The 23,195-nt window shown below is 63.9% G+C and carries 26 protein-coding genes and 1 tRNA gene; 23 read left to right on the top strand and 4 right to left on the bottom strand.

Annotated features, from left to right (window positions below):
• Window positions 1-22: 22 nt before the first annotated feature.
• Window positions 23-820 carry a CDP-alcohol phosphatidyltransferase family protein gene (locus tag WFP39_RS10435; protein WP_336919544.1) on the top strand — a complete coding sequence of 266 codons (798 nt, stop codon included), beginning with the start codon at window positions 23-25 and terminating at the stop codon, window positions 818-820.
• Here the strand turns inward: WFP39_RS10435 and WFP39_RS10430 are convergent.
• Complete coding sequence (locus tag WFP39_RS10430) at window positions 789-1,085, bottom strand: hypothetical protein (RefSeq protein ID WP_336919494.1); 297 nt, start codon at window positions 1,083-1,085, stop codon at window positions 789-791. The two genes, WFP39_RS10435 and WFP39_RS10430, sit on opposite strands and share 32 nt — an antisense overlap.
• Window positions 1,086-1,455: 370 nt before the next feature.
• Between WFP39_RS10430 and rpsB the strand changes: the two genes are divergently transcribed.
• The 12 genes from rpsB to rpmE all read left to right on the top strand — a co-directional run bounded on the left by rpsB (window position 1,456) and on the right by rpmE (window position 12,799).
• Window positions 1,456-2,247, top strand: a complete 792-nt coding sequence (rpsB, locus tag WFP39_RS10425; RefSeq protein WP_336919493.1) for a 30S ribosomal protein S2 — start codon at window positions 1,456-1,458, stop codon at window positions 2,245-2,247.
• A gap of 87 nt (window positions 2,248-2,334) precedes the next feature.
• The gene (gene tsf, locus WFP39_RS10420) at window positions 2,335-3,258 is read left to right on the top strand and encodes a translation elongation factor Ts (protein ID WP_336919491.1); all 924 of its coding nucleotides are present in this window, start codon (window positions 2,335-2,337) and stop codon (window positions 3,256-3,258) included.
• A 156-nt stretch (window positions 3,259-3,414) separates the two neighbouring features.
• Window positions 3,415-4,137 carry a UMP kinase gene (gene pyrH, locus WFP39_RS10415; protein WP_336919490.1) on the top strand — a complete coding sequence of 241 codons (723 nt, stop codon included), beginning with the start codon at window positions 3,415-3,417 and terminating at the stop codon, window positions 4,135-4,137.
• 3 nt (window positions 4,138-4,140) lie between these two features.
• Window positions 4,141-4,698 (top strand): ribosome recycling factor, encoded by a 558-nt coding sequence (gene frr, locus WFP39_RS10410; protein WP_336919489.1) that lies wholly within the window; start codon window positions 4,141-4,143, stop codon window positions 4,696-4,698.
• 31 nt (window positions 4,699-4,729) lie between these two features.
• A complete protein-coding gene (uppS, locus tag WFP39_RS10405) occupies window positions 4,730-5,413 on the top strand; it encodes a polyprenyl diphosphate synthase (RefSeq protein WP_336919488.1) in 684 nt (227 codons plus the stop codon).
• On the top strand, window positions 5,400-6,077 hold the full coding sequence (locus WFP39_RS10400) for a phosphatidate cytidylyltransferase (protein ID WP_336919487.1): 678 nt from the start codon (window positions 5,400-5,402) through the stop codon (window positions 6,075-6,077). The genes uppS and WFP39_RS10400 overlap by 14 nt, the downstream gene beginning before the upstream one ends.
• Complete coding sequence (locus tag WFP39_RS10395) at window positions 6,074-7,228, top strand: 1-deoxy-D-xylulose-5-phosphate reductoisomerase (RefSeq protein ID WP_336919486.1); 1,155 nt, start codon at window positions 6,074-6,076, stop codon at window positions 7,226-7,228. The genes WFP39_RS10400 and WFP39_RS10395 overlap by 4 nt, the downstream gene beginning before the upstream one ends.
• A 4-nt stretch (window positions 7,229-7,232) precedes the next feature.
• Window positions 7,233-8,357, top strand: a complete 1,125-nt coding sequence (gene rseP / locus WFP39_RS10390; protein ID WP_336919485.1) for an RIP metalloprotease RseP — start codon at window positions 7,233-7,235, stop codon at window positions 8,355-8,357.
• A 200-nt stretch (window positions 8,358-8,557) separates the two neighbouring features.
• Window positions 8,558-11,257, top strand: coding sequence for an outer membrane protein assembly factor BamA (bamA, locus tag WFP39_RS10385; RefSeq protein ID WP_336919484.1), 2,700 nt, complete (start codon window positions 8,558-8,560; stop codon window positions 11,255-11,257).
• Window positions 11,257-11,940: an OmpH family outer membrane protein gene (locus WFP39_RS10380; protein ID WP_336919483.1), complete on the top strand. Its 684-nt coding sequence runs from the start codon at window positions 11,257-11,259 to the stop codon at window positions 11,938-11,940. The genes bamA and WFP39_RS10380 overlap by 1 nt, the downstream gene beginning before the upstream one ends.
• A 38-nt stretch (window positions 11,941-11,978) precedes the next feature.
• The gene (gene fabZ / locus WFP39_RS10375) at window positions 11,979-12,440 is read left to right on the top strand and encodes a 3-hydroxyacyl-ACP dehydratase FabZ (RefSeq protein ID WP_336919482.1); all 462 of its coding nucleotides are present in this window, start codon (window positions 11,979-11,981) and stop codon (window positions 12,438-12,440) included.
• 131 nt (window positions 12,441-12,571) lie between these two features.
• On the top strand, window positions 12,572-12,799 hold the full coding sequence (gene rpmE / locus WFP39_RS10370) for a 50S ribosomal protein L31 (protein WP_336919481.1): 228 nt from the start codon (window positions 12,572-12,574) through the stop codon (window positions 12,797-12,799).
• Between the two features lie 64 nt (window positions 12,800-12,863).
• Here the strand turns inward: rpmE and WFP39_RS10365 are convergent, their stop codons facing one another.
• A complete protein-coding gene (locus WFP39_RS10365) occupies window positions 12,864-13,295 on the bottom strand; it encodes a GFA family protein (protein WP_336919480.1) in 432 nt (143 codons plus the stop codon).
• Between the two features lie 4 nt (window positions 13,296-13,299).
• A complete protein-coding gene (locus tag WFP39_RS10360; RefSeq protein WP_336919479.1) occupies window positions 13,300-13,950 on the bottom strand; it encodes a prolyl hydroxylase family protein in 651 nt (216 codons plus the stop codon).
• A gap of 192 nt (window positions 13,951-14,142) precedes the next feature.
• Here WFP39_RS10360 and WFP39_RS10355 point away from each other — a divergent pair.
• The 10 genes from WFP39_RS10355 to WFP39_RS10310 all read left to right on the top strand — a co-directional run bounded on the left by WFP39_RS10355 (window position 14,143) and on the right by WFP39_RS10310 (window position 22,450).
• A tRNA-His gene (locus tag WFP39_RS10355) sits at window positions 14,143-14,219 on the top strand.
• Window positions 14,220-14,272: 53 nt separating this feature from the next.
• Window positions 14,273-15,337, top strand: a complete 1,065-nt coding sequence (locus WFP39_RS10350) for a Glu/Leu/Phe/Val family dehydrogenase (RefSeq protein WP_336919477.1) — start codon at window positions 14,273-14,275, stop codon at window positions 15,335-15,337.
• 165 nt (window positions 15,338-15,502) lie between these two features.
• Entirely contained in the window at window positions 15,503-16,234 is a 732-nt protein-coding gene (ccmC, locus tag WFP39_RS10345; protein ID WP_336919476.1) for a heme ABC transporter permease CcmC, read from the top strand.
• The gene (locus tag WFP39_RS10340) at window positions 16,231-16,380 is read left to right on the top strand and encodes a hypothetical protein (protein WP_336919475.1); all 150 of its coding nucleotides are present in this window, start codon (window positions 16,231-16,233) and stop codon (window positions 16,378-16,380) included. The genes ccmC and WFP39_RS10340 overlap by 4 nt, the downstream gene beginning before the upstream one ends.
• Complete coding sequence (ccmE, locus tag WFP39_RS10335; RefSeq protein ID WP_336919474.1) at window positions 16,377-16,838, top strand: cytochrome c maturation protein CcmE; 462 nt, start codon at window positions 16,377-16,379, stop codon at window positions 16,836-16,838. Before WFP39_RS10340 ends, ccmE begins: the two co-directional genes overlap by 4 nt.
• Window positions 16,835-18,796 carry a heme lyase CcmF/NrfE family subunit gene (locus tag WFP39_RS10330; protein WP_336919472.1) on the top strand — a complete coding sequence of 654 codons (1,962 nt, stop codon included), beginning with the start codon at window positions 16,835-16,837 and terminating at the stop codon, window positions 18,794-18,796. The genes ccmE and WFP39_RS10330 overlap by 4 nt, the downstream gene beginning before the upstream one ends.
• Window positions 18,793-19,329, top strand: coding sequence for a DsbE family thiol:disulfide interchange protein (locus WFP39_RS10325; protein ID WP_336919471.1), 537 nt, complete (start codon window positions 18,793-18,795; stop codon window positions 19,327-19,329). The genes WFP39_RS10330 and WFP39_RS10325 overlap by 4 nt, the downstream gene beginning before the upstream one ends.
• A gap of 29 nt (window positions 19,330-19,358) precedes the next feature.
• The gene (locus WFP39_RS10320; RefSeq protein WP_336919543.1) at window positions 19,359-19,766 is read left to right on the top strand and encodes a cytochrome c-type biogenesis protein; all 408 of its coding nucleotides are present in this window, start codon (window positions 19,359-19,361) and stop codon (window positions 19,764-19,766) included.
• A complete protein-coding gene (locus tag WFP39_RS10315) occupies window positions 19,763-20,437 on the top strand; it encodes a tetratricopeptide repeat protein (RefSeq protein WP_336919470.1) in 675 nt (224 codons plus the stop codon). Before WFP39_RS10320 ends, WFP39_RS10315 begins: the two co-directional genes overlap by 4 nt.
• Window positions 20,438-20,551: 114 nt before the next feature.
• Window positions 20,552-22,450: a potassium transporter Kup gene (locus tag WFP39_RS10310; RefSeq protein ID WP_336919469.1), complete on the top strand. Its 1,899-nt coding sequence runs from the start codon at window positions 20,552-20,554 to the stop codon at window positions 22,448-22,450.
• A 66-nt stretch (window positions 22,451-22,516) separates the two neighbouring features.
• Here WFP39_RS10310 and WFP39_RS10305 read toward each other — a convergent pair whose 3' ends face one another.
• On the bottom strand, window positions 22,517-23,101 hold the full coding sequence (locus WFP39_RS10305) for a urate hydroxylase PuuD (RefSeq protein ID WP_336919468.1): 585 nt from the start codon (window positions 23,099-23,101) through the stop codon (window positions 22,517-22,519).
• Between the last annotated feature and the right edge of the window lie 94 nt (window positions 23,102-23,195).

Here is a 23,195-nt window from a genome sequence, read left to right as displayed (position 1 = left end):
TCAAGCGGACGCGGAAGGCTGGATCGGCCCACGCGCCAGCGAAGATGATCCGCCCCAATTTGCGCGCCGCGTGAAACCGCGTGGATTATCGGTGCGGGCAATCATACCCAATGCGATCACCGCCGCGGCCTTGTGTTCGGGCCTTACCGGCATCCGCTTCGCAATCGTCGATGATTGGGAAAAGGCGTTGTTCGCCATCGTGCTGGCCGGCGTGCTTGATGCGATGGATGGGCGCATCGCCCGCCTGCTCAACGCGCAATCGCGTTTCGGCGCGGAGCTGGACAGTCTGGCCGATTCGCTCAGTTTCGGGATGGCGCCCGCACTTGTTCTGTTCCTGTGGGCCTTGCAGGATCTGCCGCGTTTCGGATGGTTTGCCGCGCTTGGCTTTGCGATCTGCTGCGCACTGCGGCTCGCGCGCTTCAATGCACAGATCGATACCGAAGACCAGCCGCACAAATCGGCCGGATTTCTTACCGGCGTGCCCGCGCCCGTAGGGGCGGGCCTGGCGTTTCTCCCGATTTTCCTGTGGCTGGCGAGCGGCAATGATGTGTTCCGCGAGCCGTTGCTGGTGGCGGTCTGGACGGCCGTGATCGCGATTCTGATGATTTCCAATCTCGCCACATTGAGCTGGACCTCGATCCGGCCGGGCAAGGATTTGCGGCTGGGCGTGATCGCGCTGGGCGGGCTTGTCTTTGCCGCCTTACTGACCGAGCCGTGGTGGACGCTGGCACTGATCAGCGTTGTCTATTTGGCGCTGATGCCGGTGGGCATCATGCGTTATGCTCGCGTCAGGCGACTGCGGCAATCGGCCGCGAAATAGCCGAAACCGAAAACGCCGCGGTAGCTGCCGCGCAGCGGGCGGGGCGATAGGCCACGCCGATCCGATCGCGCGGTGCGCTGCGGCGCGGCGCGAAATCAGTTCGCGGAACAGGCCGCGCCTGTCGATGCGCGGCATCCAGAGCCGCCAGTTCACGCAATATGGCCCGGCTGCGGGCAATCCCCAGCATTACATTGCGACCCACCGTCAAGGCGGCAACAAAGCCTGCCACGGTGAAAAAGAACGAGATTGCAAGCCCAGCCACCATAAACCTGACCTCTTTCAGCCTGCCCGGTTCCCAAGAACCGGACGGAAATCTAACGTGCAACCGGAACAGATGTTCCAAAGTTCCCTCTATGTTCTCCTGTTCTCATTTCGTTCTCGTGGTGTCAAGCGATTCGGATGGCTCGCATCTGGCGTGGCGCGGCGGACCGGCATTTTGGGGGTAGCTTTTGGCGTTCGTCACCGCTAAGGGCCGCGGCGTCCCGAAGGATGCATCGTTCTGATGTGTCCCGCACGGCAAATTCGCATGGAAGGCACACATCGCCGGTGCCGTTCGCAATTGGGCCTGAAAACACGCTGTGCCCGCCGCGTGCGGTTCCCCGTCTTCCAGAGGCACAACCGGAAAGGAATTATCTATGGCGGCACCTGTCGTCACCATGCAGCAACTGATCGAGGCCGGCGCACATTTCGGCCACCAGACCCACCGCTGGAACCCGCGGATGAAGCCGTATATCTTCGGCGCCCGCAACGGTGTTCACATCATCGACCTGTCGCAGACCGTGCCGCTCTTCGCACGCGCTCTCGATTTCGTGCAGGCCACTGTCCGTTCGGGCGGCAAGGTGCTGTTCGTGGGTACCAAGCGCCAGGCGCAGGAGCCGATTGCCCAGGCCGCGCGCGCTTGCGGCCAGCACTTCGTCAACCACCGCTGGCTGGGCGGGATGCTCACCAACTGGAAGACCATCAGCCAGTCGATCAAGCGCCTGAAGGCACTGGAAGAGCAGCTTTCGAGCGGGATGTCGGGCCTGACCAAGAAGGAAGTGCTCCAACTCACCCGTGAAAAGGACAAGCTGGAACTGTCGCTGGGCGGCATCCGCGACATGGGCGGCATTCCCGACGTGATGTTCGTGATCGACGCCAACAAGGAAGAACTGGCGATCAAGGAAGCCAATGTGCTGGGCATTCCGGTCGTGGCCATCCTCGACACCAATGTCGATCCTAATGGCATTGCCTTCCCCGTTCCGGGCAATGATGACGCCAGCCGCGCTGTGCGCCTGTATTGCGATGCCATCGCGCAGGCGGCGATGAAGGGTCGCGGCGAAGGCGTGGTGGATTCGGGCGCCGATGTGGGCGCAATGGATGCCCCGCCGGCCGAAGCCGTGCTGGCCGAAGACGCGCCCGCAGCCGAGGAAGCGTCCGCGCAGGCGTAAGCCGCCGGTCACAATTCCCCTTTAGCGCGCCGGGCCTTGCAACAGCGGGGCCCGGCGCGGCTCACTATTTGAAGAAGGAACACAAAGATGGCTTTTACCGCCGCTGACGTGAAGAAGCTTCGCGAAATGACCGGTGCCGGCATGATGGATGCCAAGAAGGCGCTGGAAGAAACCAATGGCGATATCGAAGCCGCCGTGGACGCGCTGCGCGCCAAGGGTCTGGCCGCCGTGCAGAAGAAGTCGAGCCGCACCGCCGCCGAAGGTCTGGTGGGCATTGCCGTTACCGGAACCAAGGGCGTGGCCGTGGAAGTCAATTCGGAAACCGACTTCGTCGCCAAGAATGACCAGTTCCAGGATTTCGTGCGCAAGACGACCGAGGTCGCGCTGGGCCTTTCCTCTGACGATGTCGACGCGCTGAAGGCCGCTGCCTATCCCGATGGGGGCACCGTGGCCGACAAGCTGACCAACAATGTCGCCACCATCGGCGAAAACCAGCAGGTGCGCCGGGTCAAGACCGTGACCGTGTCCAAAGGCCTTGTCGTGCCTTACATGCACAACGCCGCTGCGCCGAACCTCGGCAAGATTGGCGTGCTGGTCGCGCTCGAATCCGAAGCGGGCGCCGACGTGCTCGAACCGCTGGGCAAGCAGCTTGCGATGCATATCGCCGCTGCTTTCCCGCAGGCGCTGAATGCCGAAGGCCTTGATCCCGACGTGATCGCGCGCGAGCGCAAGATCGCCGCCGAAAAGGCCGCCGAAACCGGCAAGCCCGCCGAAGTGCAGGCCAAGATGGTTGAAGGCGCCGTGGCAAAATATGCCAAGGAAAATGCCCTGCTCAGCCAGGTGTTCGTGATGGACAACAAGACCCCCATCGCCGAGGTCGTGGCGCAGGCAGGCAAGGCTGCTGGCACCCCGATCGTGCTGAAGGACTATGTCCGCTTCCAGCTTGGCGAAGGCATCGAGAAGGAAGTGACCGACTTCGCCGCTGAAGTGGCTGCTGCGGTCAAGGGCTGATCTTTCGCCCACTTCCCGACCGGATACGCACCCCCGCTTTGCCCTGGCAGAGCGGGGGTTTTCCTTTGGTGTATTCCTTTGCGGCCCCTTGGCAGGGCAGGCCCGCTGACTATAAGGGCGCATCACGAAATCGCCCTGACAGGATTTGCCGTCCCCATGCTGTTGCCCAACACCAAACGTATCCTGCTCAAGCTGTCGGGCGAGGTTCTGATGGGCGACCAGCAGTTCGGCATCGACCCGGCGGTGGTCGCGGCGCTGGCGGCAGAGGTGAAAGCGGCCAAGGAAACCGGTCTGCAGATCTGCCTTGTCATCGGCGGCGGCAATATCTTTCGCGGCATGGCGGGCGCGGCGCAGGGCATGGACCGCGCGCAGGCCGATTACATGGGCATGCTCGCCACGGTGATGAACGCGCTGGCCATGCAAAACGCGCTGGAGCAATTGGGCGTGCAGACCCGCGTGCAAAGCGCGATCCAGATGGACGCGGTATGCGAACCCGTCATCCGCCGCCGGGCGGAGCGGCATCTGGAAAAGGGCCGCGTGGTGATCTTTGCCGCAGGTGTGGGCGCGCCCTATTTCACCACCGATAGCGGCGCCGCCTTGCGCGCGGCGGAAATGAAGTGCGACGCGCTGTTCAAGGGCACCAGCGTCGATGGTGTCTATGACAGCGACCCCAAGAAGAACACCTCTGCCATCCGTTTCGAAACAGTCAGTTACGACCGGGTGCTGGCAGACAATCTGAAAGTTATGGATGCAAGCGCCGTGGCGCTGTGCCGCGATAACGCCATTCCCATCGTGGTCTTCTCGATCCGCGAAAAGGGCAATCTGGCGCGCGTGCTGGCGGGCGAGGGCGTGCAGACACTGGTACAGAAGGAAGGTTGAGCGATGCCGAAATATGACAAGGCCGATGTCGAGCGCCGCATGGCCGGCGCGGTGGAAAGCCTGAAAAGCGATCTGTCGGGCCTGCGCACGGGCCGCGCCAATACCGCGCTGCTCGATCCGGTAGTGGTCGAGGTTTACGGCGCGATGATGCCGCTCAATCAGGTGGCAACCGTGTCCGCGCCCGAACCACGGATGCTGAGCGTGCAGGTGTGGGACCGGGCGAATGTGATCGCGGTGGAAAAGGGGATTGCCCACGCCAATCTGGGCCTCAACCCGATTATCGACGGGCAGACGCTTCGCCTGCCGTTGCCTGACCTTACGCAGGAACGCCGCAAGGAACTGGCCAAACTGGCGGGCAAATATGCCGAAGGCGCCAAGATCGCGATCCGCAATGTCCGCCGCGACGCGAACGAGGCGTTGAAGGAAGACGAGAAGAAGAAGGACATTTCCGAAGACGAGCGCAAGCGTCTGGAGGAAGAAGTCCAGAAGATGACCGACAAATTCGTGGCCGAGGTGGATGCCGCCGCCGCCGCGAAGGAGAAGGAAATCCTGACCCAGTGAAGGGGCGGGATATCCCGGAAACCATGCAGTTATGACGGCTGTCGCCGCCATCCCCCGCCATGTCGCCATCATCATGGACGGCAATGGCCGATGGGCTGCCAAACGCCATCTGCCGCGCGCCATCGGCCACCGCGAGGGGGGGGAGGCGGTGCGCCGCGCGGTGAAGGCGTGCAAGGTGCTGGGGATTGAATGCCTCACGCTCTACGCGTTCAGCTCCGAAAACTGGAAGCGTGACGAGGAGGAGATATCCGACCTGATGAAGCTGATGCGCCGCTTTATCGAGGCGAACCTCGATGACATGGTGGCGCAGGGCGTGAAGCTGAAGCTGATTGGCGATTGGCGCGGATTTGCGCCCGATATCGTCGCCAAGCTGGAGCACGCGCTGGCAAAAACAGCGGGCGGCACGCGCACGCTGGCGGTGGCGCTGAATTACGGGTCGCAGCAGGAAATTGCTCGTGCGGCGGCGAAGGCCGCAGAAGCGGGCGCGATCACGCAGGAAAGCATCGCGGCGCATCTCGACACCGCCGACCTGCCCCCGCTCGACCTGCTGATCCGCACCAGCGGCGAGGTGCGGCTGAGCAATTTCCTGCTGTGGCAGGCGGCCTATGCCGAAATGCTGTTCATGGATGTGCTGTGGCCGGACTTTGGTGAGGAGCATTTGCGCGAGGCCTGCGCAGAATTTGCCAAGCGGGAGCGGCGCTATGGCGGGCGCTAAGGTCTCCGACCTGCCCCTTCGAGTGGCCTCCGCAGCGGTCATGCTGGCCGTGGCGGGCGGGGCGCTGTGGCTGGGCGGGTGGTGGTTCGACACGCTGGTTGCGCTTGTCGCGCTCACCTGTTTCGCTGAACTCGCCCGGCTGGTGGTGAAGGCAACGCCATCGCTTCTCTGGCGCATTGCCGGCATCGCGGCGGGCGCGCTCTATGTCGCGCTTGCGACCCGTGCGCTCATCATGCTGGAGCGCGAGATGATCGTGGGTATTCTGGCGCTGGTCATCGCGACCGATGTGGGCGCCTATGCCAGCGGCCGCAGCATTGGCGGGCCAAAGATCGCACCGAAAATAAGCCCATCCAAAACATGGGCAGGGCTGGGCGGCGGGATGCTGGCGGCAGCCTTGGTTACGGTTGCGCTGTTCTATTCCAATGTCGGTGCGCGCGCCCTTGGCGAACTGCGCGTGATGACCGGGGTGGCCTTTGCCCTGGGCGCGCTGCTGGCGGTGCTGGCGCAGGCGGGCGATTTTCTCGAAAGCTGGCTGAAGCGCAAGGCCGGGGTCAAGGATTCCTCGCGCCTTATTCCGGGGCATGGCGGCGTGTTTGATCGGGTGGATGGCCTGCTGCCGGTGGCTATCGTGGCGGCGGAACTGTGGTATCGCGGCCATCCATGACCCGTTCGCTGACGATTCTGGGGGCCACCGGCTCCATCGGCACCTCCACGCTCGACCTGATCCGGGCTGAACGCGACAAATGGCGCGTAAACGCACTCACCGCCAATTGCAGCGCGAAGGAACTGGCCGCACTGGCCATCGAATTCGGTGCAGACATGGCGGTGGTGGGGGACGAAAGCTGCCTGCCTGATCTGCGCGAGGCCCTGTCCGGCACCGCGATCAAGGCCATGGGCGGGGCAGAGGCGCTGTGCGAAGCAGCCGCCAGCGGCGCGGATGTCACCGTTGCCGCCATTGTCGGCTGCGCGGGGCTTGCCCCGGTCATGGCGGCGGTGGAGCAGGGCGGCACAATCGCGCTCGCCAACAAGGAGGCGCTTGTCAGCGCAGGCGACATCCTGATGGATGCGGTCACACGCCACGGGGCCACTCTGCTGCCCACCGACAGCGAGCACAACGCGATTTTCCAGTGCCTCCAAGGCAATGCCATCGAGGATGTGCGCTGGATCACGCTGACGGCCAGCGGCGGCCCCTTCCGCGAATGGAGCCACGAGCAACTCGCCAAGGCTACGCGCGAGCAGGCGCTGAAGCATCCCAACTGGGACATGGGCGCCAAGATCACCATCGATTCCGCCACCATGTTCAACAAGGGGCTGGAACTGATCGAGGCGTGGCACCTTTTCCCCGTTGGCCTTGATCGCCTGCGGATCGTGGTCCACCCGCAAAGTGTGATCCATTCGATGGTCGAATACCGCGACGGATCGACGCTGGCGCAGCTTGGCCCCAGCGATATGCGCGTGCCGATTGCCTCGTGCCTCGCCTGGCCCGCGCGGATGGATACGGCGTGCAAGCCGCTCGACCTGCCCGCCATCGGCACTCTGAGCTTTTTCGAGCCGGACGAGGAGCGCTTTCCCGCGACAAGGCTGGCCCGCGCGGCGGCAGAGGCGGGAGGTGCAGCGCCTGCCGTGCTGAACGCCGCGAACGAGGTGGCGGTGGCCGCGTTCCTCGCCGGTCAGATCACATTCACGAAAATTTCGGCAATTGTCGCCAGAACACTCGATGCCGGAATGCCGCCAGCGCCCACCAGTCTTGCCGAAGTGCTTGCGGTGGACGCCGAGGCACGCCAGCTTGCGTCCCGATTGATGGAGCCTGCCTGATACCATGTCGCAAGCGTTCGAATCGGTGCCCCTGTGGATGATGGTTGCCGGCTTCCTGCTGGTGCTGGGGCCGCTCGTCACCCTGCACGAACTGGGACATTATCTGGTCGGCCGCTGGTTCGGCGTGAAGGCCAATGTGTTTTCGGTCGGTTTCGGCAAGGAACTGGCGGGCTTTACCGACAAGCGCGGCACACGCTGGCGTCTCTCGGCCCTGCCGCTGGGCGGATATGTCCAGTTTGCCGGGGATATGAGCCCCGCGAGCCAGCCCAGCCCCGAATTTCTGGCACTTCCCAAGCATGAGCAGGAACAATGCTTTCAGGCCAAGCCGCTATGGCAGAAATCGCTGATCGTGGCGGCCGGGCCGGTGACCAATCTGCTGATCGCGGTCATCATCTTCGCCGGGTTCGCCATGGTCTATGGCCGCCCCGTTGTGCCGCCGGTCATCGCGGATTTTGCCGACAATTCGCCTGCCTATGCCGCGGGGCTGGAAGCAGGTGACCGAATCGTCGCGGTGAATGGCGAGCGCGTTACCGATTTCGAGCAGGTGCGCGCCTTCGTGCTGCCTTATCCGGGGCGCACCATCACGCTGACTTACGAACGCGCAGGTGTGCAGGCGACCGTTCCGGTGAAGGTGGACAGCGTGGAGATGACCGACCGGTTTGGCAACACCTCGCGCCTTGGCATTATCGGCGTCTATTCCAATGCGGGCGAATTCCAGACCGCAGGGCCGATTTCCGCCTTGGATTTTGCGCTGGATCGCAGCTGGAATGCGCTGAAAATGATGGTGACGGGCATCAGCCAGATCATCATGGGCGAACGCTCGGTGGAGGAGCTGGGCGGGCCGATCAAGATCGCCAAGTTTTCGGGCGAGCAATTGAGCCTGGGGCCGCTGGCCTTTGTCGAATTTGTCGCCTTCATCTCGCTTAATTTGGCATTCATCAACCTGCTGCCAATTCCGGTTCTCGACGGTGGGCACCTGGCATTCTACGCGGCTGAGGCGATCCGCCGGAAGCCTGCCAGCCCGCGCAGTCAGGAATGGGCGTTCCGCACCGGGATGGCACTTGTGCTTGGCCTGATGCTGTTCGTCACGATCGTGGACATTGCCTCTTTGCCGATCTTCGGCAGCTAGGCGGGGAAAAGGATGGCTCTGGCGACACGAAACCCTGCCTGATCGCTTGATGAAGCTGGCTGTATCGGGCAAGGGGCGCCTCTCACCAATGTGGTTGCAGCTTTTCGGCCGGAATGTTCCGGCACGGGCGGATGGTTTCGGGATGGAACCGCACAGCCACACTGACGGGTAAAGGCGCAAAGGCCGCAGGGAATGAACGCATGAAGATTTCAAGCGCACACAGCACGACAGCCTCGCACTTTGCCGCGGCCCTGATGGGCTGCACCATGCTGGCCGGTCTGCCTGCTGTGGCCGTGGCGCAGGATGCTGCCCCCGCAGCCGAAGCGGCGAGCGTCGCCGCACCGGCCGAGCAGGGCGATGTGATCCGCAGCATTGCGGTGTCGGGTGCGCAGAGGCTGGAGCCGGAAACGATCCTGTCCTACATCCAATTGCGCCCCGGTCAGGTTTATACCCCCGCCCGCGCGGACCAGGCGCTGATCGACCTTGCGGCGACCGAACTGTTCTCGGACTTTTCGGTCACCAACAATGCCGGCAACGTGGTGATCACGGTGGTTGAAAACCCGATCATCAACCGCGTGCTGCTCGAAGGCAACCGTCGCATCAAGGACGACAAGCTGCGCGAGGAAATCCAGCTCGCCCCGCGCCAGATCTTCACCCGCAGCCGCGTGCGCGCCGATGTCGCCCGCATTATCGAGCTGTACAAGCGGCAGGGCCGCTATGCCGCGGTGGTCGAACCGCAGATGGTGATGCTCGACCAGAACCGCGTGGACGTGATCTTCGAAATCAACGAAGGCCCCAAGTCCAAGGTGCGCCAGATCAACATCATCGGCAATAACGCCTTTTCCGATGGCGATCTGAAAAGCGAAATGGTCACCAAGGAATCGGGTCTGCTGAAGATCTTCAGCTCGAACACCAGTTATGACCCCGACCGGCTGCAATACGACCAGCAGAAGCTGCGCCAGTTCTACCTGACGCAGGGCTATGCCGATTTCCGTGTCGTTTCGGCGGTGGCGGAACTGACGCCCGACAAGCGCGATTTCATCATCACCTATGTGCTGGAAGAAGGCGAACGCTACCGTTTCGGCACGGTCGATGTGGTCAGCCAGCTGCGCGATTTCGACAGCGACCGCCTGACCCAGTCGCTGCGGATTAAGGAAGGCGACTGGTACAACGCCGAACTGGTCGACAACACGATCGAACTGCTGACCGAAACTGCCGGCGCGTTCGGTTACGCCTTTGCGCAGGTGCGGCCGACCTTCACCCCCAACCGCGAAAACCGCACGATGGATGTGCGCTTCACCCTGACCGATGCGCCGCGCGTCTATATCGAATCGATCGACATCAACGGCAACACGATCACGCAGGACAAGGTGATCCGCCGCGAATTCCGCCTGGTGGAAGGCGATGCCTTCAGCTCGCTGCAGGTTTCCCGATCGACCGCGCGCATCAATTCGCTGGGCTATTTCCAGGAAAACTTCGAAGTCGAGCAGGTCGAAGGCAGCACGCCCGACCGTGTGGTGCTGCAGGCCAATGTGCAGGAAACGCCCACCGGGGAACTGACGCTCTCGGCAGGCTTCTCCAGTCTTGAAAGCTTCATTTTCCAGGGATCGATCCGGCAGAACAATTTCCGCGGCCGCGGGCAATCGGTGGGTCTGTCACTGAACTATTCGCGCTATTCGCGTTCGGGCTCGGTCAGCTTTGCCGAACCTTACCTGTTCGACCGCAATATCTCGGCCGGGATCGACATTTACCGGCAGGATTACAACAACGGCTATTTCAACCGCCGCAACGCAACCTACGAGCAGAGCACCACGGGCATTGCGCTGCGGGCCGGTATCCCGCTTACCGAATACACCTCGCTGATCGGCCGCTACACGCTCAACTTCGAAAATGTCACGATCGACGAAAACCAGTTCTTCGCGGATTTCGACGGCGATGGCACGCGCCAGTGCGAACCCTTGCTGGCCGGCCGTTATCTGTGCGACGCCATCGGCAACCGGGTCAACTCGATCCTGGGCGTCTCGCTGGTGCGCGATACGCTCAATTCGCGTTTGCGCCCCACCAATGGCAATCTGCTCAGCCTCACGGTTGATTTCGCGGGACTTGGCGGTGATACCCGTTACATCCGCGGCCGCCTGAACGCGGCGCAATTCTTCAACCTTGGCAGCAATTTCATTTTCTCGCTGCGGGGCGAAGCGGGGGCGATCACGGGGCTGGGCGATCAGGTGCGTCTGACCGACCGCTTTTTCCTGGGCGAACCGGATATCCGCGGGTTCGACATTCGCGGCATCGGCCCGCGCGTGGTGCGCCGCTTCTACATCTTCGATGACGAGGGCAACCGCGTGCTGCGTCCGCTGGGCGATCGCAACAACCAGGACGATTCGCTGGGCGGCCGGTATTATTATTTCGGCCGGGCCGAACTGGAAATCCCGCTGGGAACCGGCGCGCGCGAAATGGGTATCCGTCCCTCGCTGTTCGCCGATATCGGCTCGGTCTTCGGCATTCGCAGCCCGCAACTGACCATCAGCCCGCCGCCCGATGGCCTGTTTGTGCCGCAGCGCAATTCGGCCGGCCTGCCGTTGTTCACGCAGATCGATGCTGCGACCGTCAACGCGGCAGGCAATTGCGTGCCCACCGCGGTTTCGCAGGTCACCAATCCGGTCAACCCCAATCCGCCGGCCTGCCTGACCAGTGCCAACAATACGCCTATCGGGTTGCAGCTGCCGCCCTTCGTCGAAGAATATTACGGCAACAGCCCCAGCCCGCGCCTTTCGGTGGGCGCCGGCATCAACTGGAACTCGCCCTTCGGTCCGTTCCGCATCGACCTTGCCTACGCCATCCTCAAGCAGGTTGGCGATGAAACCAAGACCCTGTCTTTCAACGTAGGAACCGCATTCTGATGTCCAAGATGTCCTTCAAGGCGGCGCTTGTCGCTGCCGTTCTTCCTGTTGCCGCTCTTTCCGCGCCTGCCGCGGCACAGGTCAACGGCATGGCCGTGACCGAGCCCGCCGTGGCTGTTGCCAGCTCGACAGCGCTGCAGACCGGCTTTCAGCAGGTCGGCACCACCTATGCCGCGCAGATCCAGCAGATCGAGCAGTTGAGCCAGCAGCGGGTGCAATTGCTCCAGACGCTGGACACCAACCGGAATGGCCAGATTGACGAGGCCGAACAGGCCGCGCTCACCGAAACCAACCCCACCGTGGTGCAGATCAACACGATCGATCAACAGATCAGCACGGCGCAGGCGCCGATCCAGCTTGCCCGCCTCTATGTGGTCAGTCAGGTGGCCCAGCAATATGCCGCCGCCGTGCAGCAGGTCATCGCGGATCGTGGGATTCAGGTGATGCTGTCGCCCGAAGCCATCGTCTACGCTGCTGATGGCATGGACGTGACCGCTCTCGTCGCCACTGCGCTGAATGCCCGCGTGCCTTCGGTCACCATCACGCCCCCCGCGGGTTTCCAGCCGAACGAGGCAGTGGTGAACCTGTATCAGCAGGTGCAGCAGGTCTTTGCCATGGCCCGCGCGCAGCAGCAGGCGGCGGCTGGCAATGCAGCCGCCCAGCCGGCTGTGGAAGGCCGCTGATTATTCGCGGGATCGGCAGTTGATCGGGGCAAATGGCGATGAGCGAAGCTGACGCACCTTTCGACATTCCGCGCATCCTTAAGGCCTTGCCGCATCGCTATCCGATGCTGCTGGTCGACAGGGTGGCGGAATTGAAGAAGGGCGAGGAAATCACCGCGATCAAGGCGGTGACCTTCAACGAGGGCTTTTTTCAGGGCCATTTCCCCGGCCGCCCGATCATGCCAGGCGTGCTTCAGATCGAGGCGCTGGCGCAGGCCGCGGGGATTCTGGCGGTGGAAACGCTCGATCTCGCCGGCTCTGGCAAGCTCGTCTATTTCATGGCGATCGAGGAGGCGAAGTTCCGTGCTCCCGTCGAACCGGGCGTGCTGCTTGAACTGAAGGCGGGCTTCCTCCAGCAGCGCAGCCGCGTGTGCAAGTTCTGGGGCAAAGCCAGCGTGGATGGCAAGGTGACCTGCGAGGTGCAGTTCACCGCCATGATCGCCGACGCCCCCGCCGCCTGACCCGCACGCGCCCACGGCCTGTCTGGCCGTTTGCTCTTGATCTTGCGAGGGGCCGCCGTTATGGGCCGCCGCTTACCGATTTACCCCATGCAAGCCGGTCGGAACCGGCAGCGCGCACAAGGATACACGCCATGAAGGCCGATACTCACCCCGATTACCACTTCATCACCGTCAAGATGACCGACGGCACCGAATTCCGTACCCGTTCCACCTGGGGCAAGGAAGGCGATGTGATGACGCTGGAAATCGATCCCACCAGCCACCCGGCATGGACCGGCGGTCAGCGTCAGGTCGATCAGGGCGGCCGCGTTGCGCAGTTCAACAAGCGTTTCGGCGGGCTCAGCCTCAAGAAGAAGTAAGCCTTCTTTCTGCGAAATCACCAAGTGGGCGGCTCTTCGCGGGGCCGCCCTTTTCGTATCTGCCCTATTCCGCGGCCGGTTCCTCTGGCGCCTGCTCGAACCGCAGCGTTCCGGCCAACCGCGCTTTGCCGCCGTGGTCCTTCATGTGGTGCACCCCGTCATTCACCCGGATTTCGGGAAAATCCTCGTATACGCGCACTCCGTCGAGCGTGGCGGCGTTGAGCGTGTAGATCGTGGGGTCAGAGCGCGGCCGGTGATAGACATGGATGCCGCACTGGCGGCAGAACCAGTGTTCGGCCACGCGGGTGTTGAACTGGTAACAGGCCAGCGCATCGCGCCCCTGTTCGATCGCCAGATCGCTTTGCGCGATATGCACCATCGCCACGCCCTTCATCGCGCAGATCGAGCAGTTGCAGCGACCCGCACGCAAGGGTTCGGGCACTTCGGCCCGGTAACGCACCGCGCCGCAATGGCATCCGCCGCTCCGTGTTGTCATGCGTTTACTCCCAGCCCCAGGGGCGTTCGCGGTACCATTTGGTGATGACATATTTGACCCCGGCGCGCACCTTCATCCCGTGGTGCAGCGTGTTGGGGTTGAGCCGTCCGTCGGGCCGCTTGTTGTTCCAGCATACCAGCTTGCCCGTTTCGGGCTGGAAGGTCTTCCCGATCACCTTGAAGCGGGTGGCGCCGCCGGCGTCCACTTCGTTCAGATAGATCATGAACGTCCAGGTGCGGTTGCCCGCGACAGAGCAGAAGCGCGCGAAATCGGGGAAGTCGGGCTCGAAATAATCGGTATGCGCCTTGAACTCCTGCCCCACGGCGTAACGCTGGCCCTGCACGGGCTCGCCGTAAGCGGGATCGATGCCGTTGAGTGCAACGAGCCGTTCCTCCAGCGCTTTCACCGCAGGTGCATCGGGCGAAAGGTCGCAGGTTTCGCTGGTGCGGAAGGCGTAATCGCCGTTGCTGTCGGCCAGGGTGGAGGGGCGGCGCTCCTGCTCGATCAACGCGACAAGGTCGGCGCACAGCGCAGGCGGCAGGAATCCGGGGCAGTCGAACAGTTCCAGCCGGTCAGTCGGCACGCGGCGGACACCCGGCCGGGCAAGCAGGAAGGCGGCGGATGTCTCGCCCGGATTCGGCGGAACGGAATGCATGGCCCGATTGATACGCCGCGCGGCCACGCAGGCAAGCGCGAAAGATTCCGGCAGGGCGGGCGGGTTTGTTCGCACTTTTCGCTTTGCAAGGCGGGCGGCTTGTGCAACAGGCAGCCGCCCGCACGGCAGGGGCTTGACCTTGTGCCAAAGCGGCTTATCAGCCGCGCATCCTGGTATGCGTGCTGGGATATGGCGATCATAGCTCAGCTGGTTAGAGCGCCGGTTTGTGGTACCGGAGGTCACGGGTTCGAACCCCGTTGGTCGCCCCATCTCCCCCTGATTTTTCGCGCGTGATTCGCGCAAACCGGCAGTTTCATCTGACATGACAGCTTTCTGGGCCAGCGCCGATTGGGATGAGCACGAGCGCGTCGAACTGGTGCACGACCGCGCATCGGGCCTCACCGCGATTATCGCGGTGCATTCCACCCATCTCGGCCCCGGTGCAGGCGGGGTGCGATTCTGGCATTACGCCGATCCGGCCGATGCGATGACCGATGCGCTGCGGCTGTCGCGCGGGATGAGTTACAAGAACGCGATGGCGGGCCTGCCGATGGGCGGGGGCAAGGGCGTGGTGCTGCTCGACGCCGAACGCAGCCGCACGCCGGCCATGCTGGCGGCGCTGGGTGATGCGATCGAGGCGCTGGGTGGCCGCTATGTCACCGCAGAGGATGTGGGGGCGAGCGAGGCGGACATGGTCGCCATCGCCCGGCGCACTGGCCATGTCAGTGGCCTTCCCGTCGGACCCGGCGTTGCGGGCGGCGATCCCGGCCCGTTTACTGCGCGCGGCATCTTTCTGGGTCTGAAGGCGGCGGTGGAACATCGGCTGGGTCGTGACAGTCTGGCCGGCGTCCATGTGGCGCTGCAGGGCTGTGGCAGCGTGGGCGGTGGTCTTGCCCGTTTGCTGGCGGCAGAGGGCGCGCGGCTGACGCTGGCGGATATCGATCCCTTGCGCGCCAACCGGCTGGCCGCTGAACTGGGCGCGCAGGTCGTGGATGCGCGGCAGGTCATGGCGGTGCCGTGCGATGTCTTCAGCCCCAATGCGCTGGGCGCCGTGCTTGATGCGCAGGGCGTGGAAATGCTCGATTGCGCGATCGTGGCAGGCGGGGCGAACAACCAGCTCGCCCGGCCGGAAGATGGCGTGGCGCTGGCGAAACGCGGCATCCTCTATGCGCCCGATTACGTCATCAACGCAGGCGGCATCATCAATGTCAGCGTCGAGTATCTGGCGCGGCAAAAGGGTGAGTCGGGCGATCTGGCCGAGGTCGAGCGGATGATCGCGGCCATTCCGGATCGGCTGCGTGCCATCTGGCAGGAAAGCGAGGCGACCGGGCTGGGCGCCGATCTGGTGGCTGACCGGATGGCGCAAATCCTGATCGGGCGCGGCTGAGACACAAAGGGGCTGAGCGCGACACAGCGGCCCAAAACCCGCGAAAATGCGCGGCCCAGGCCGCCTCCTCACACCGGTTCTGCTTGAGGTTGGGCGCTGCACCTGCCAAAGGGACAAACGCAATTTCGCGAGCAGACTTTCGGCATCAGGCCACCCTTTGTAACCATGCATGGCTTTGCCAATCCCGCCCGTTTCCTGAGGCTTGCCCGCTGGCTCACCCCGCTGATGCTGCTGGCGGGGCTGGTGCTGGTCGCCGGTTCGCTCATCCATTCCTATTTCAATATGCCGCCCGACCGGCTGATGGGCGATTCGGTCAAGATCCTGCCGCTCCATGTGGCCACCGCGTGGCTGGGCATGGGCGGGTGGACGACGATTGCGATTGCCAGTCTTGTGGAACTTGTGTGGCGGCATCCGCTGGCCGCCATCGCTGCGCGTGCCGCTGCCGTGCCGGGCGCGGTGTTCACCTTTGTCTGCCTTGCGACCGGCTCGATCTGGGGACGGCCCACCTGGGGCACCTGGTGGGTGTGGGACGGGCGGCTTACCTCGATGCTGGTGCTGCTGTTCCTCTATTTCGGCTATATCGCGTTGTCCGGAGCGCTGGCGCGGGAAGGGGCGAGCAGCCGCATCGCCGCGATTTTCGGCCTTGTCGGCGCGATCAACATTCCCATCATCAACCGCAGCGTGGTGTGGTGGAATTCGCTGCACCAGCCGCCCAGCATCACCATGGGCAATTCCGCGATCGATCCGGTTTATCTGTGGCCGCTGCTGGTGGCGGTGGCGGGTTTCTCGCTGCTGTTCGGCGGGGTGGTGCTGGCGCGGATGCGCACCATATTGGCCGACATGCAGGCCGAGGCGCGCCTCAGGCGCAAGGCGATGCAAGTGGCAGAAGGGCTATGATGGCCATGCGTGAAACGCCCGATATGATGGCCTTTGTCGATGCTGCCTTTGCCGTGGGCATTGCGGCCACGCTGATCATGGTGGTGTGGAGCTGGATCGCGATGCGCCGCGCGGAGAAGCGGCGAGAGGAGACGCGCGGGAAATGAGCCTGTCGGTAAAGCCCAAACACCAGCGGCTGGTGCTGCTGGTCATCGCGCTGGTCGCGCTCGTCGGCGCAGGCCTGCTCGCGGCGTGGGCGCTGCGCAGCCAGGCGAGCTATTTCTACCTGCCCAGCGAAATCGTGGCCAAGGCGCCCGATCCCGATCGCGGGGTGCGGCTGGGCGGCATGGTGGAAACCGGTTCGATCCAGACGGCGGCCGATGGCGTGACGATCACCTTCGTGGTGAGCGATGGCACCGCGCGTGTGCCCGTGACCTTTGCCGGGATAGCCCCGGCGCTGTTCGTCGAAGGGTCGGGCGTTGTCGCGGAAGGGCGCATGGGCGCGGACGGGGTCTTCGTTGCCGACAACCTGCTTGCCAAGCATGATGAAAATTACATGCCGCGCGAGCTGGAAGGCATGAGCACCGACGATGTGCGCGCGCAGATCGAGGCGACGCTGCAATGATGGCCGAACTCGGCCTTGCCGCGCTGTGGCTGGCCGCTGCGCTGGCGGGCCTGCAATTGCTGGCCGGGTTTTTGGCGCTGCGTCCGGGGCACGAGGCGGTGGGCGTGCTCGCCCGTCCGGCCGCGCTGGTGCAGGCGCTGCTTTGCGGCCTATCCTTCCTTGTCCTGCTGTATCTGTTTGCGGTCACCGATTTGTCGGTGAAGCTGGTCGCCACCAATTCGCATTCCGATAAGCCGATGATCTTCAAGCTGTCGGGCGCTTTCGGCAATCACGAAGGTTCGATGCTGCTGTGGGTCACGGTGATGGCGCTGGCGGGCGGGCTGATCGCGGCGGTGGAGAAGCGCTTGCCCGAACGCACCATGCTGGCAACGCTGGGCGCGCAGGCCTTTGTCGCACTTGGCTTTTACGCCTTCCTGCTGCTGTCGTCGAACCCGTTTGAGCGGCTGAGCCCCGCGCCTGCACAGGGAAGCGGCCTCAACCCGCTGTTGCAGGATATCGGCCTCGCCTTCCATCCGCCCACGCTCTATTTCGGCTATGTTGGCCTGTCGGTGGCGTTCAGCTTTGTCGTCGGCGCGCTGCTGACGCGGCAGGTGACGCCCGAATTTGCGCGCGTGATGCGGCCGTGGATTCTGGGTGCGTGGGTGCTGCTGACGATTGGCATTACCGCCGGTTCCTATTGGGCCTATTACGAGCTGGGCTGGGGCGGTTGGTGGTTCTGGGATCCGGTGGAAAACGCCGCGCTGATGCCGTGGCTGGCGGCGACCGCGCTGCTCCATTCGGCCAGCGTTCTCGCCGCGCGCGACGCGCTGCGCGCCTGGACGGTGCTGCTGGGCGTGGTGGCTTTTTCGATGAGCATGGTGGGCACATTCCTGGTGCGATCGGGTATTCTGACCAGCGTGCACGCCTTCGCCGTCGATCCGGAGAGGGGCACCTTCATCCTGGCGCTACTGGCGATCTATATCGGCGGGGCGCTGGTGCTGTTCGCCCTGCGCGCCGGGACTGTGGCGGAGGGTGAGCGCTTTGCCCTGCTCAGCCGCGAAGGCGCGCTGGTGGTGAACAATGTCGCGCTGTCCGCCATTTTGGGGATTGTCCTTCTGGGCACGCTGTATCCCTTGCTGACCGAGGCGTTCGATGTGCGCGTGTCGGTCGGCCCGCCCTATTTCAACCCGGTCTCCGCGATCTTCTTCCTGCCCATGCTGCTGGTGCTGGCGGTGGGGCCGCTGCTCAACTGGCGGCGGGACAGTTTCGCGCGCATCCGGCTCCCGGTGCTGATCCTGTCGGGCATCGGCGCGGGCGTGCTTGTCGGCGTGTGGCTGGCGACCGATATCGGCATTCTGCCGTTGCTGGGGCTTTCTCTTGCCGCGGTGGTGGCGGTTGCCAGCGTGCTGCCGCTCAAGGGGCGCAAGCTCGCCCGCGTGCCGCTCGCCATGTGGGGCATGGTGATGGCGCATCTGGGTGTGGCGGTGGCGCTGTTCGGCATGGCGGCCGATACCGCCTTCCAGCAGGAGCGGCTGGTTGCTGCCAATGTCGGCGATGTGATCGAGGTGGGCCCGTGGACCGCGCGGCTGGAAAGCGTGCTGCCCGTATCCGGCCCCAACTGGCAGGCGATCGAGGCATCGCTCACCGTGCGCCAAGGTCAGGGCCGCGTCACCATGACGCATCCGCAGGCGCGCGTCTTCTGGTCGCCGCCTACGGAGACGAGCGAAGTCGCGCTTGTCACGCGCTGGAACGGGCAGCTTTACGCCGCGCTGGGCAATCAGGCGGAGGATGGCCGCTGGCAGGTGCGCCTGTGGTGGAAGCCGTTCGTGACCTGGATCTGGTATGGCGGCTTGCTGATCGCTCTCGGCGGCGCGCTGGCGCTGCTGGGGCGGCTGTGGGTCGATATTCGCCGCCGCGTGGCGATGCGCAAGATTGCCGCACGCCGCGCCGATCAGGTGGAGCGGGGGACGACGGCATGAGGCGGCTGCGCATATTCCTGTGGGTGCTGGTGGGCGTCACCGCGCTCGCCTTTGGCCTGTTCGCCTATCAGCTGCGCCAGCCCAAGGATGAGTTCGTGGCGAGCGCGATGGTGGGCAAACCCATTCCGCCTTTTGATCTGCGTCCGGCGGTGGAGGGGCAACCGGGGCTTTCGAGTGCCGATCTGGCCGATGGCAAGCCGCGCCTTGTCAATATCTTCGCCAGCTGGTGCCTGCCCTGCCGGGCCGAAGCGCCGCAACTGGAAGCCTTGCGCGAACAGGGCGCGGAAATCGTCGGCATTGCCATCCGCGACCGGCCGGAGGATGTGGCCGCGTTTCTGGCGGTCTATGGCAATCCCTTCACCCGGATCGGCGCGGACGACATCAGCGAAGTGCAGTTGTCGCTCGGCTCATCGGGAGTGCCCGAAACCTTCGTGGTCGATGGCAAGGGCGTGATCGTGTATCAGCATATCGGTGATATCCGGGCCGAACACGTGCCGAATATCCTCGCCAAGCTGCGCGAGGCGGGGGCGTGAGGAGCACCGGAATCATCTTGGCGCTGGCCATGCTCGCGGCATCGCCCACGCTGGCGCAGGACAGCCTGCCGCCCGCGCCCTATGCCTATCAGCAGCTCGACGATCCGGAGCAGGAAGCGCAAGCCACCGCGCTGATGCACACGCTGCGCTGTCTCAAATGCCAGAGCCAGTCGATCGCCGACAGCGATGCGCCAATGGCGGGCGATATGCGTCACCAGGTGCGCACGCGCATCGCGGCGGGCGAAAGCCCCGAACAGATCCGTGCGTGGATGGTGGAGCGCTACGGCGATTATGTGAGTTACGAACCAAAGCTGGGCGCGAGCACCTGGCCGCTTTTCGCCCTGCCGCTGCTGATGCTGGCGCTGGTCGTTTTCGTATTGCGCGGGCGGCTGGGCCGGGCAAAGGGCGGCGATGATACGGGGAGCACGCCGCAATGAGCTGGATCATGGTGATTGTGCTGGCGCTGGTATCCTTTGGCGTGGCAGTCTCGGCCTTCCGCCTGCCGCGCGTCACATGGACCAGCCTGGCCGCTGCATTGCTGTTCGGCCTTGCGGGATATACGCTTCAGGCCAGCCCCGGCTTGCCCGGAGCGCCGCGCGCCAACATGGCGACCAGCTATACCGACGAGTGGCAGATGCGCGATGCGCGCGTGCTGCTGGTGGGTGAAAGTCTGAAATCGCGCAGCAATGCCATCGTCACCTCCGATGCCTTTGCGCAGCGGGGGCAGTTCACCGATGCGGTGGGCTTTGCCGACATTGCGATCAGGGAAAACGCGCAGGATTTCGAAGCGTGGCTGGCGCTGGGCAATGCGCTGGTCGAGCAGGCCGACGGCGCGTTGACGCAGCCCTCGCTATTCGCTTACCGGCAAGCAAGTGCGATTGCGCCGGACAATCCGGCACCGTCCTATTTCCTCGGCCTGTCGCTGATCCGGCAGGGGCGGATGGTGGAAGCCTATCAGATCTGGCGCGGCGCGCTGGAACGGATGGGCGAGGAGGGCACGCCCGCGCAAGGCTTCATGGCGGAACGCGTGGCGCGGCTGGAAACGATGCTGGCGCAGGCGGGCGCGCTGCCGCCTTCGCCCGGAACTGCGGCCGATCAGGGCGAATAGGCGGGCCGAGTCGGCGTATTGCGGCGACTTCGGCGCGCTGCTAGAGGCCGCGCTTTCCCGCCCGGCTATAGTGCCTCCGGCGGGGCGAAGGCGGGACAAGGGGCGTAAATCCCGATGAGTGCACCAGCAACCGGCCACAAGCCGCTTTCGGCCAAGGCGAAACTGGCGTTCGGTGCCATCGGCGTCGTCTTTGGCGATATCGGCACCAGCCCGCTTTACGCCTTTCGTGAAACCTTCCGCGGCGCGCATCACCTGCCGATCGACGATCTGCACATTCTGGGCGTTGTCAGCCTGATTTTCTGGTCGATGACGCTGGTCGTCTCGATCCAGTATGTCGCGATCCTGATGCAGGCCGACAACAAGGGGCAGGGTGGCAGCCTGGCGCTGGTCGCGCTGCTGTCGCGCCATGTCGGCAAGTCGCGGCATAGCTGGCTGATCGTGCTGCTGGGCGTGTTTGCGACCGCGTTGTTCTATGGCGACAGCATGATAACGCCCGCGATTTCGGTGCTGTCGGCCGTGGAAGGGCTCGCTGTGGTGAATGAAGGGCTTCGTCCGCTCGTCATCCCCATCGCGCTGGGCCTGCTGGTGGGCCTGTTCGTTATCCAGAAACGCGGCACATCCAAGGTGGGTAATCTGTTTGCCCCGGTGATGCTGGTCTATTTCTGCACGCTTGCCGTGCTGGGTGCGACGCAGATCTTCCACACGCCCCAGATTTTCTATGCCCTCAACCCCTGGTATGCGGTGAACTTCTTCCTCACCGACAAGTGGTTTGCCTTCCTCGCGCTGGGCAGCGTGGTGCTGGCGGTGACCGGGTCAGAGGCGCTGTATTCCGACATGGGCCATTTCGGGCGCGGGCCGATGCGGTTTTCGTGGTTCGGGTTTGTCATGCCCTGCCTGCTGATCAACTATTTCGGGCAGGGCGCGATGATCATGGGCCTGCCCGATGCCGATGCCGAAGTGGCGATCCACAACCCGTTCTTCTTCCTGGCACCCGAAAGCCTGCGTCTGGCGCTGGTGTTCCTCGCCACCGCGGCCACCTTCATCGCCAGCCAGGCGGTGATTTCGGGCGCGTTCTCGATCACCCATCAAGCGATCCAGCTCGGCTTCATCCCGCGCCTGTCGATCCGCCATACCAGCGGCGAACATTCGGGCCAGATCTATATCCCCATCATCAACTGGGCGCTGATGATCTCGGTCATCGTGCTGGTGCTGACCTTCCAGAACTCGTCGAACCTTGCCGCCGCCTATGGCATCGCGGTGACAGGTGCGGTTACGCTCGACACGCTGCTGATGGGCGTGCTGTTCGTCAGCGTGTGGAAGTGGAAGATGTGGATCGCGCTGCCGGTGGTGCTGCTGTTCCTGATTGTCGATGGCGCCTATTTCGCCGCCAACCTGACCAAGGTGGCCGATGGCGGCTGGTTCCCGCTGCTGATCGGCGCGGTGGCGTTCACGCTGCTGACCACATGGGCCAAGGGCCGCAAGCTGATGCGCGAGAGGATGACCGAAATCGGCCTGCCGCTCGATATCTTTGCCAAGAGCGCGCACAATTCGTCCAAGCGCGTGCCCGGCACCGCCATCTTCATGAATTCGGGCTCGTCGGGCACGCCTTCGGCGCTGCTCCACAATATCAAGCACAACAAGGTGCTGCACGAACGCGTGGTGGTGCTGACGGTGCAGATCGAGGATGTGCCTTATGTCGACGAGGCCAACCGGATCGAGACGCACGATCTGGGCGAGGGCTTCTATCGCGTGATCCTGCATTACGGCTTCATGCAGGAAACCGATGTGCCCGCCGCGCTGAAGAAGGTCGAAATCTGCGGCGGCAAGTTCGACATGATGCAGACCAGCTTCTTCCTCAGCCGACAGACGCTGTTGTCTGCCGCACGGCCGGGCATGGCGATCTGGCGCGAGCGCCTGTTTGCCTGGATGATGCGCAATGCGGCAACGCCGATGGAATTCTTCCGCCTGCCCACCAACCGCGTGGTGGAACTGGGCAGCCAGGTCGAGATCTAGCGAACACAAAGGAACGGGGCGCGCCGGCCTTTGCCAGAGCGCCCCCCTACTTTCCTGTCCAATTGATCAGCCCAGATTGGCGCTGACCATCGCATACAGCATCGGCAGCGAGAGCAGCGCGTTGGTGCGGCTGGCGATCAGCGCGCGCGGCGCCGCCTTGGCCTTTTCCTCGTCGCTCGCCTCGACAATGCCCAGGATCTTCTTCTGCGCAGGCCAGATGATGAACCAGACATTGAAAGCCATGATCAGCGCCAGCCACATTCCGATGCCGATCAGCAGCACGCCCCCCGTGCCCGACAGCGACAGCGCGGCGGCGAGATAGCCGTTATGCCCCGCTACCGCGAGTCCGGTCAGCACGGTCAGCAGCGCGGCCCACCGGAAGAAGAAGAACACCTTGGGCGCGATATGGCCGGTGATCGCCTTCTTCATCTCCGCCGGAATGGCGGGCATGGTGGGCACCTGCACAAAGTTCAGGTAATACAGCAGCCCGATCCACAGAATGCCAAAGAAGGTGTGCAGCCAGCGCATCGCATCGTTGGCGATTTCCTTGCCCCCTTCGCCCGTCCAGCCGGTAAAGCCCGCGATCAGTGCGATCGCCGCGACCAGACCCACGCCCAGCACGGCGTGCAGATTGCCGAAAAATTTAGTCATCCCCTTATCCCCCTTGTTCTCTTGAACAGGGGCGAGTGTGAAGCAAGCGGGCGCAAGGGGCAAGGGGGCCGCGTGGCGGGGTGCTTCCGCCGGT

This window comes from Alteraurantiacibacter lauratis (assembly GCF_037154155.1).
In the GTDB taxonomy this organism is placed as follows: domain Bacteria; phylum Pseudomonadota; class Alphaproteobacteria; order Sphingomonadales; family Sphingomonadaceae; genus Alteraurantiacibacter; species Alteraurantiacibacter lauratis.
This window is presented reverse-complemented; position numbering and strand designations above follow the sequence as displayed.

Bases quoted from the DNA above. Each gene is read 5' to 3' on its own strand.
- WFP39_RS10360 (WP_336919479.1), bottom strand. From the start codon at position 13,950: ATGCATTCCGTTCCGCCGAATCCGGGCGAGACATCCGCCGCCTTCCTG.
- WFP39_RS10320 (WP_336919543.1), top strand. From the start codon at position 19,359: ATGCTCGCGGCATCGCCCACGCTGGCGCAGGACAGCCTGCCGCCCGCG.
- uppS (WP_336919488.1), top strand. From the start codon at position 4,730: ATGACGGCTGTCGCCGCCATCCCCCGCCATGTCGCCATCATCATGGAC.
- WFP39_RS10315 (WP_336919470.1), top strand. From the start codon at position 19,763: ATGAGCTGGATCATGGTGATTGTGCTGGCGCTGGTATCCTTTGGCGTG.
- bamA (WP_336919484.1), top strand. From the start codon at position 8,558: ATGAAGATTTCAAGCGCACACAGCACGACAGCCTCGCACTTTGCCGCG.
- ccmE (WP_336919474.1), top strand. From the start codon at position 16,377: ATGAGCCTGTCGGTAAAGCCCAAACACCAGCGGCTGGTGCTGCTGGTC.
- WFP39_RS10400 (WP_336919487.1), top strand. From the start codon at position 5,400: ATGGCGGGCGCTAAGGTCTCCGACCTGCCCCTTCGAGTGGCCTCCGCA.
- pyrH (WP_336919490.1), top strand. From the start codon at position 3,415: ATGCTGTTGCCCAACACCAAACGTATCCTGCTCAAGCTGTCGGGCGAG.
- WFP39_RS10350 (WP_336919477.1), top strand. From the start codon at position 14,273: ATGACAGCTTTCTGGGCCAGCGCCGATTGGGATGAGCACGAGCGCGTC.
- tsf (WP_336919491.1), top strand. From the start codon at position 2,335: ATGGCTTTTACCGCCGCTGACGTGAAGAAGCTTCGCGAAATGACCGGT.
- WFP39_RS10305 (WP_336919468.1), bottom strand. From the start codon at position 23,101: ATGACTAAATTTTTCGGCAATCTGCACGCCGTGCTGGGCGTGGGTCTG.
- WFP39_RS10365 (WP_336919480.1), bottom strand. From the start codon at position 13,295: ATGACAACACGGAGCGGCGGATGCCATTGCGGCGCGGTGCGTTACCGG.
- WFP39_RS10380 (WP_336919483.1), top strand. From the start codon at position 11,257: ATGTCCAAGATGTCCTTCAAGGCGGCGCTTGTCGCTGCCGTTCTTCCT.
- rpmE (WP_336919481.1), top strand. From the start codon at position 12,572: ATGAAGGCCGATACTCACCCCGATTACCACTTCATCACCGTCAAGATG.
- rseP (WP_336919485.1), top strand. From the start codon at position 7,233: ATGTCGCAAGCGTTCGAATCGGTGCCCCTGTGGATGATGGTTGCCGGC.
- fabZ (WP_336919482.1), top strand. From the start codon at position 11,979: ATGAGCGAAGCTGACGCACCTTTCGACATTCCGCGCATCCTTAAGGCC.
- rpsB (WP_336919493.1), top strand. From the start codon at position 1,456: ATGGCGGCACCTGTCGTCACCATGCAGCAACTGATCGAGGCCGGCGCA.
- frr (WP_336919489.1), top strand. From the start codon at position 4,141: ATGCCGAAATATGACAAGGCCGATGTCGAGCGCCGCATGGCCGGCGCG.
- WFP39_RS10330 (WP_336919472.1), top strand. From the start codon at position 16,835: ATGATGGCCGAACTCGGCCTTGCCGCGCTGTGGCTGGCCGCTGCGCTG.
- ccmC (WP_336919476.1), top strand. From the start codon at position 15,503: ATGCATGGCTTTGCCAATCCCGCCCGTTTCCTGAGGCTTGCCCGCTGG.
- WFP39_RS10395 (WP_336919486.1), top strand. From the start codon at position 6,074: ATGACCCGTTCGCTGACGATTCTGGGGGCCACCGGCTCCATCGGCACC.
- WFP39_RS10310 (WP_336919469.1), top strand. From the start codon at position 20,552: ATGAGTGCACCAGCAACCGGCCACAAGCCGCTTTCGGCCAAGGCGAAA.
- WFP39_RS10325 (WP_336919471.1), top strand. From the start codon at position 18,793: ATGAGGCGGCTGCGCATATTCCTGTGGGTGCTGGTGGGCGTCACCGCG.
- WFP39_RS10340 (WP_336919475.1), top strand. From the start codon at position 16,231: ATGATGGCCATGCGTGAAACGCCCGATATGATGGCCTTTGTCGATGCT.
- WFP39_RS10430 (WP_336919494.1), bottom strand. From the start codon at position 1,085: ATGGTGGCTGGGCTTGCAATCTCGTTCTTTTTCACCGTGGCAGGCTTT.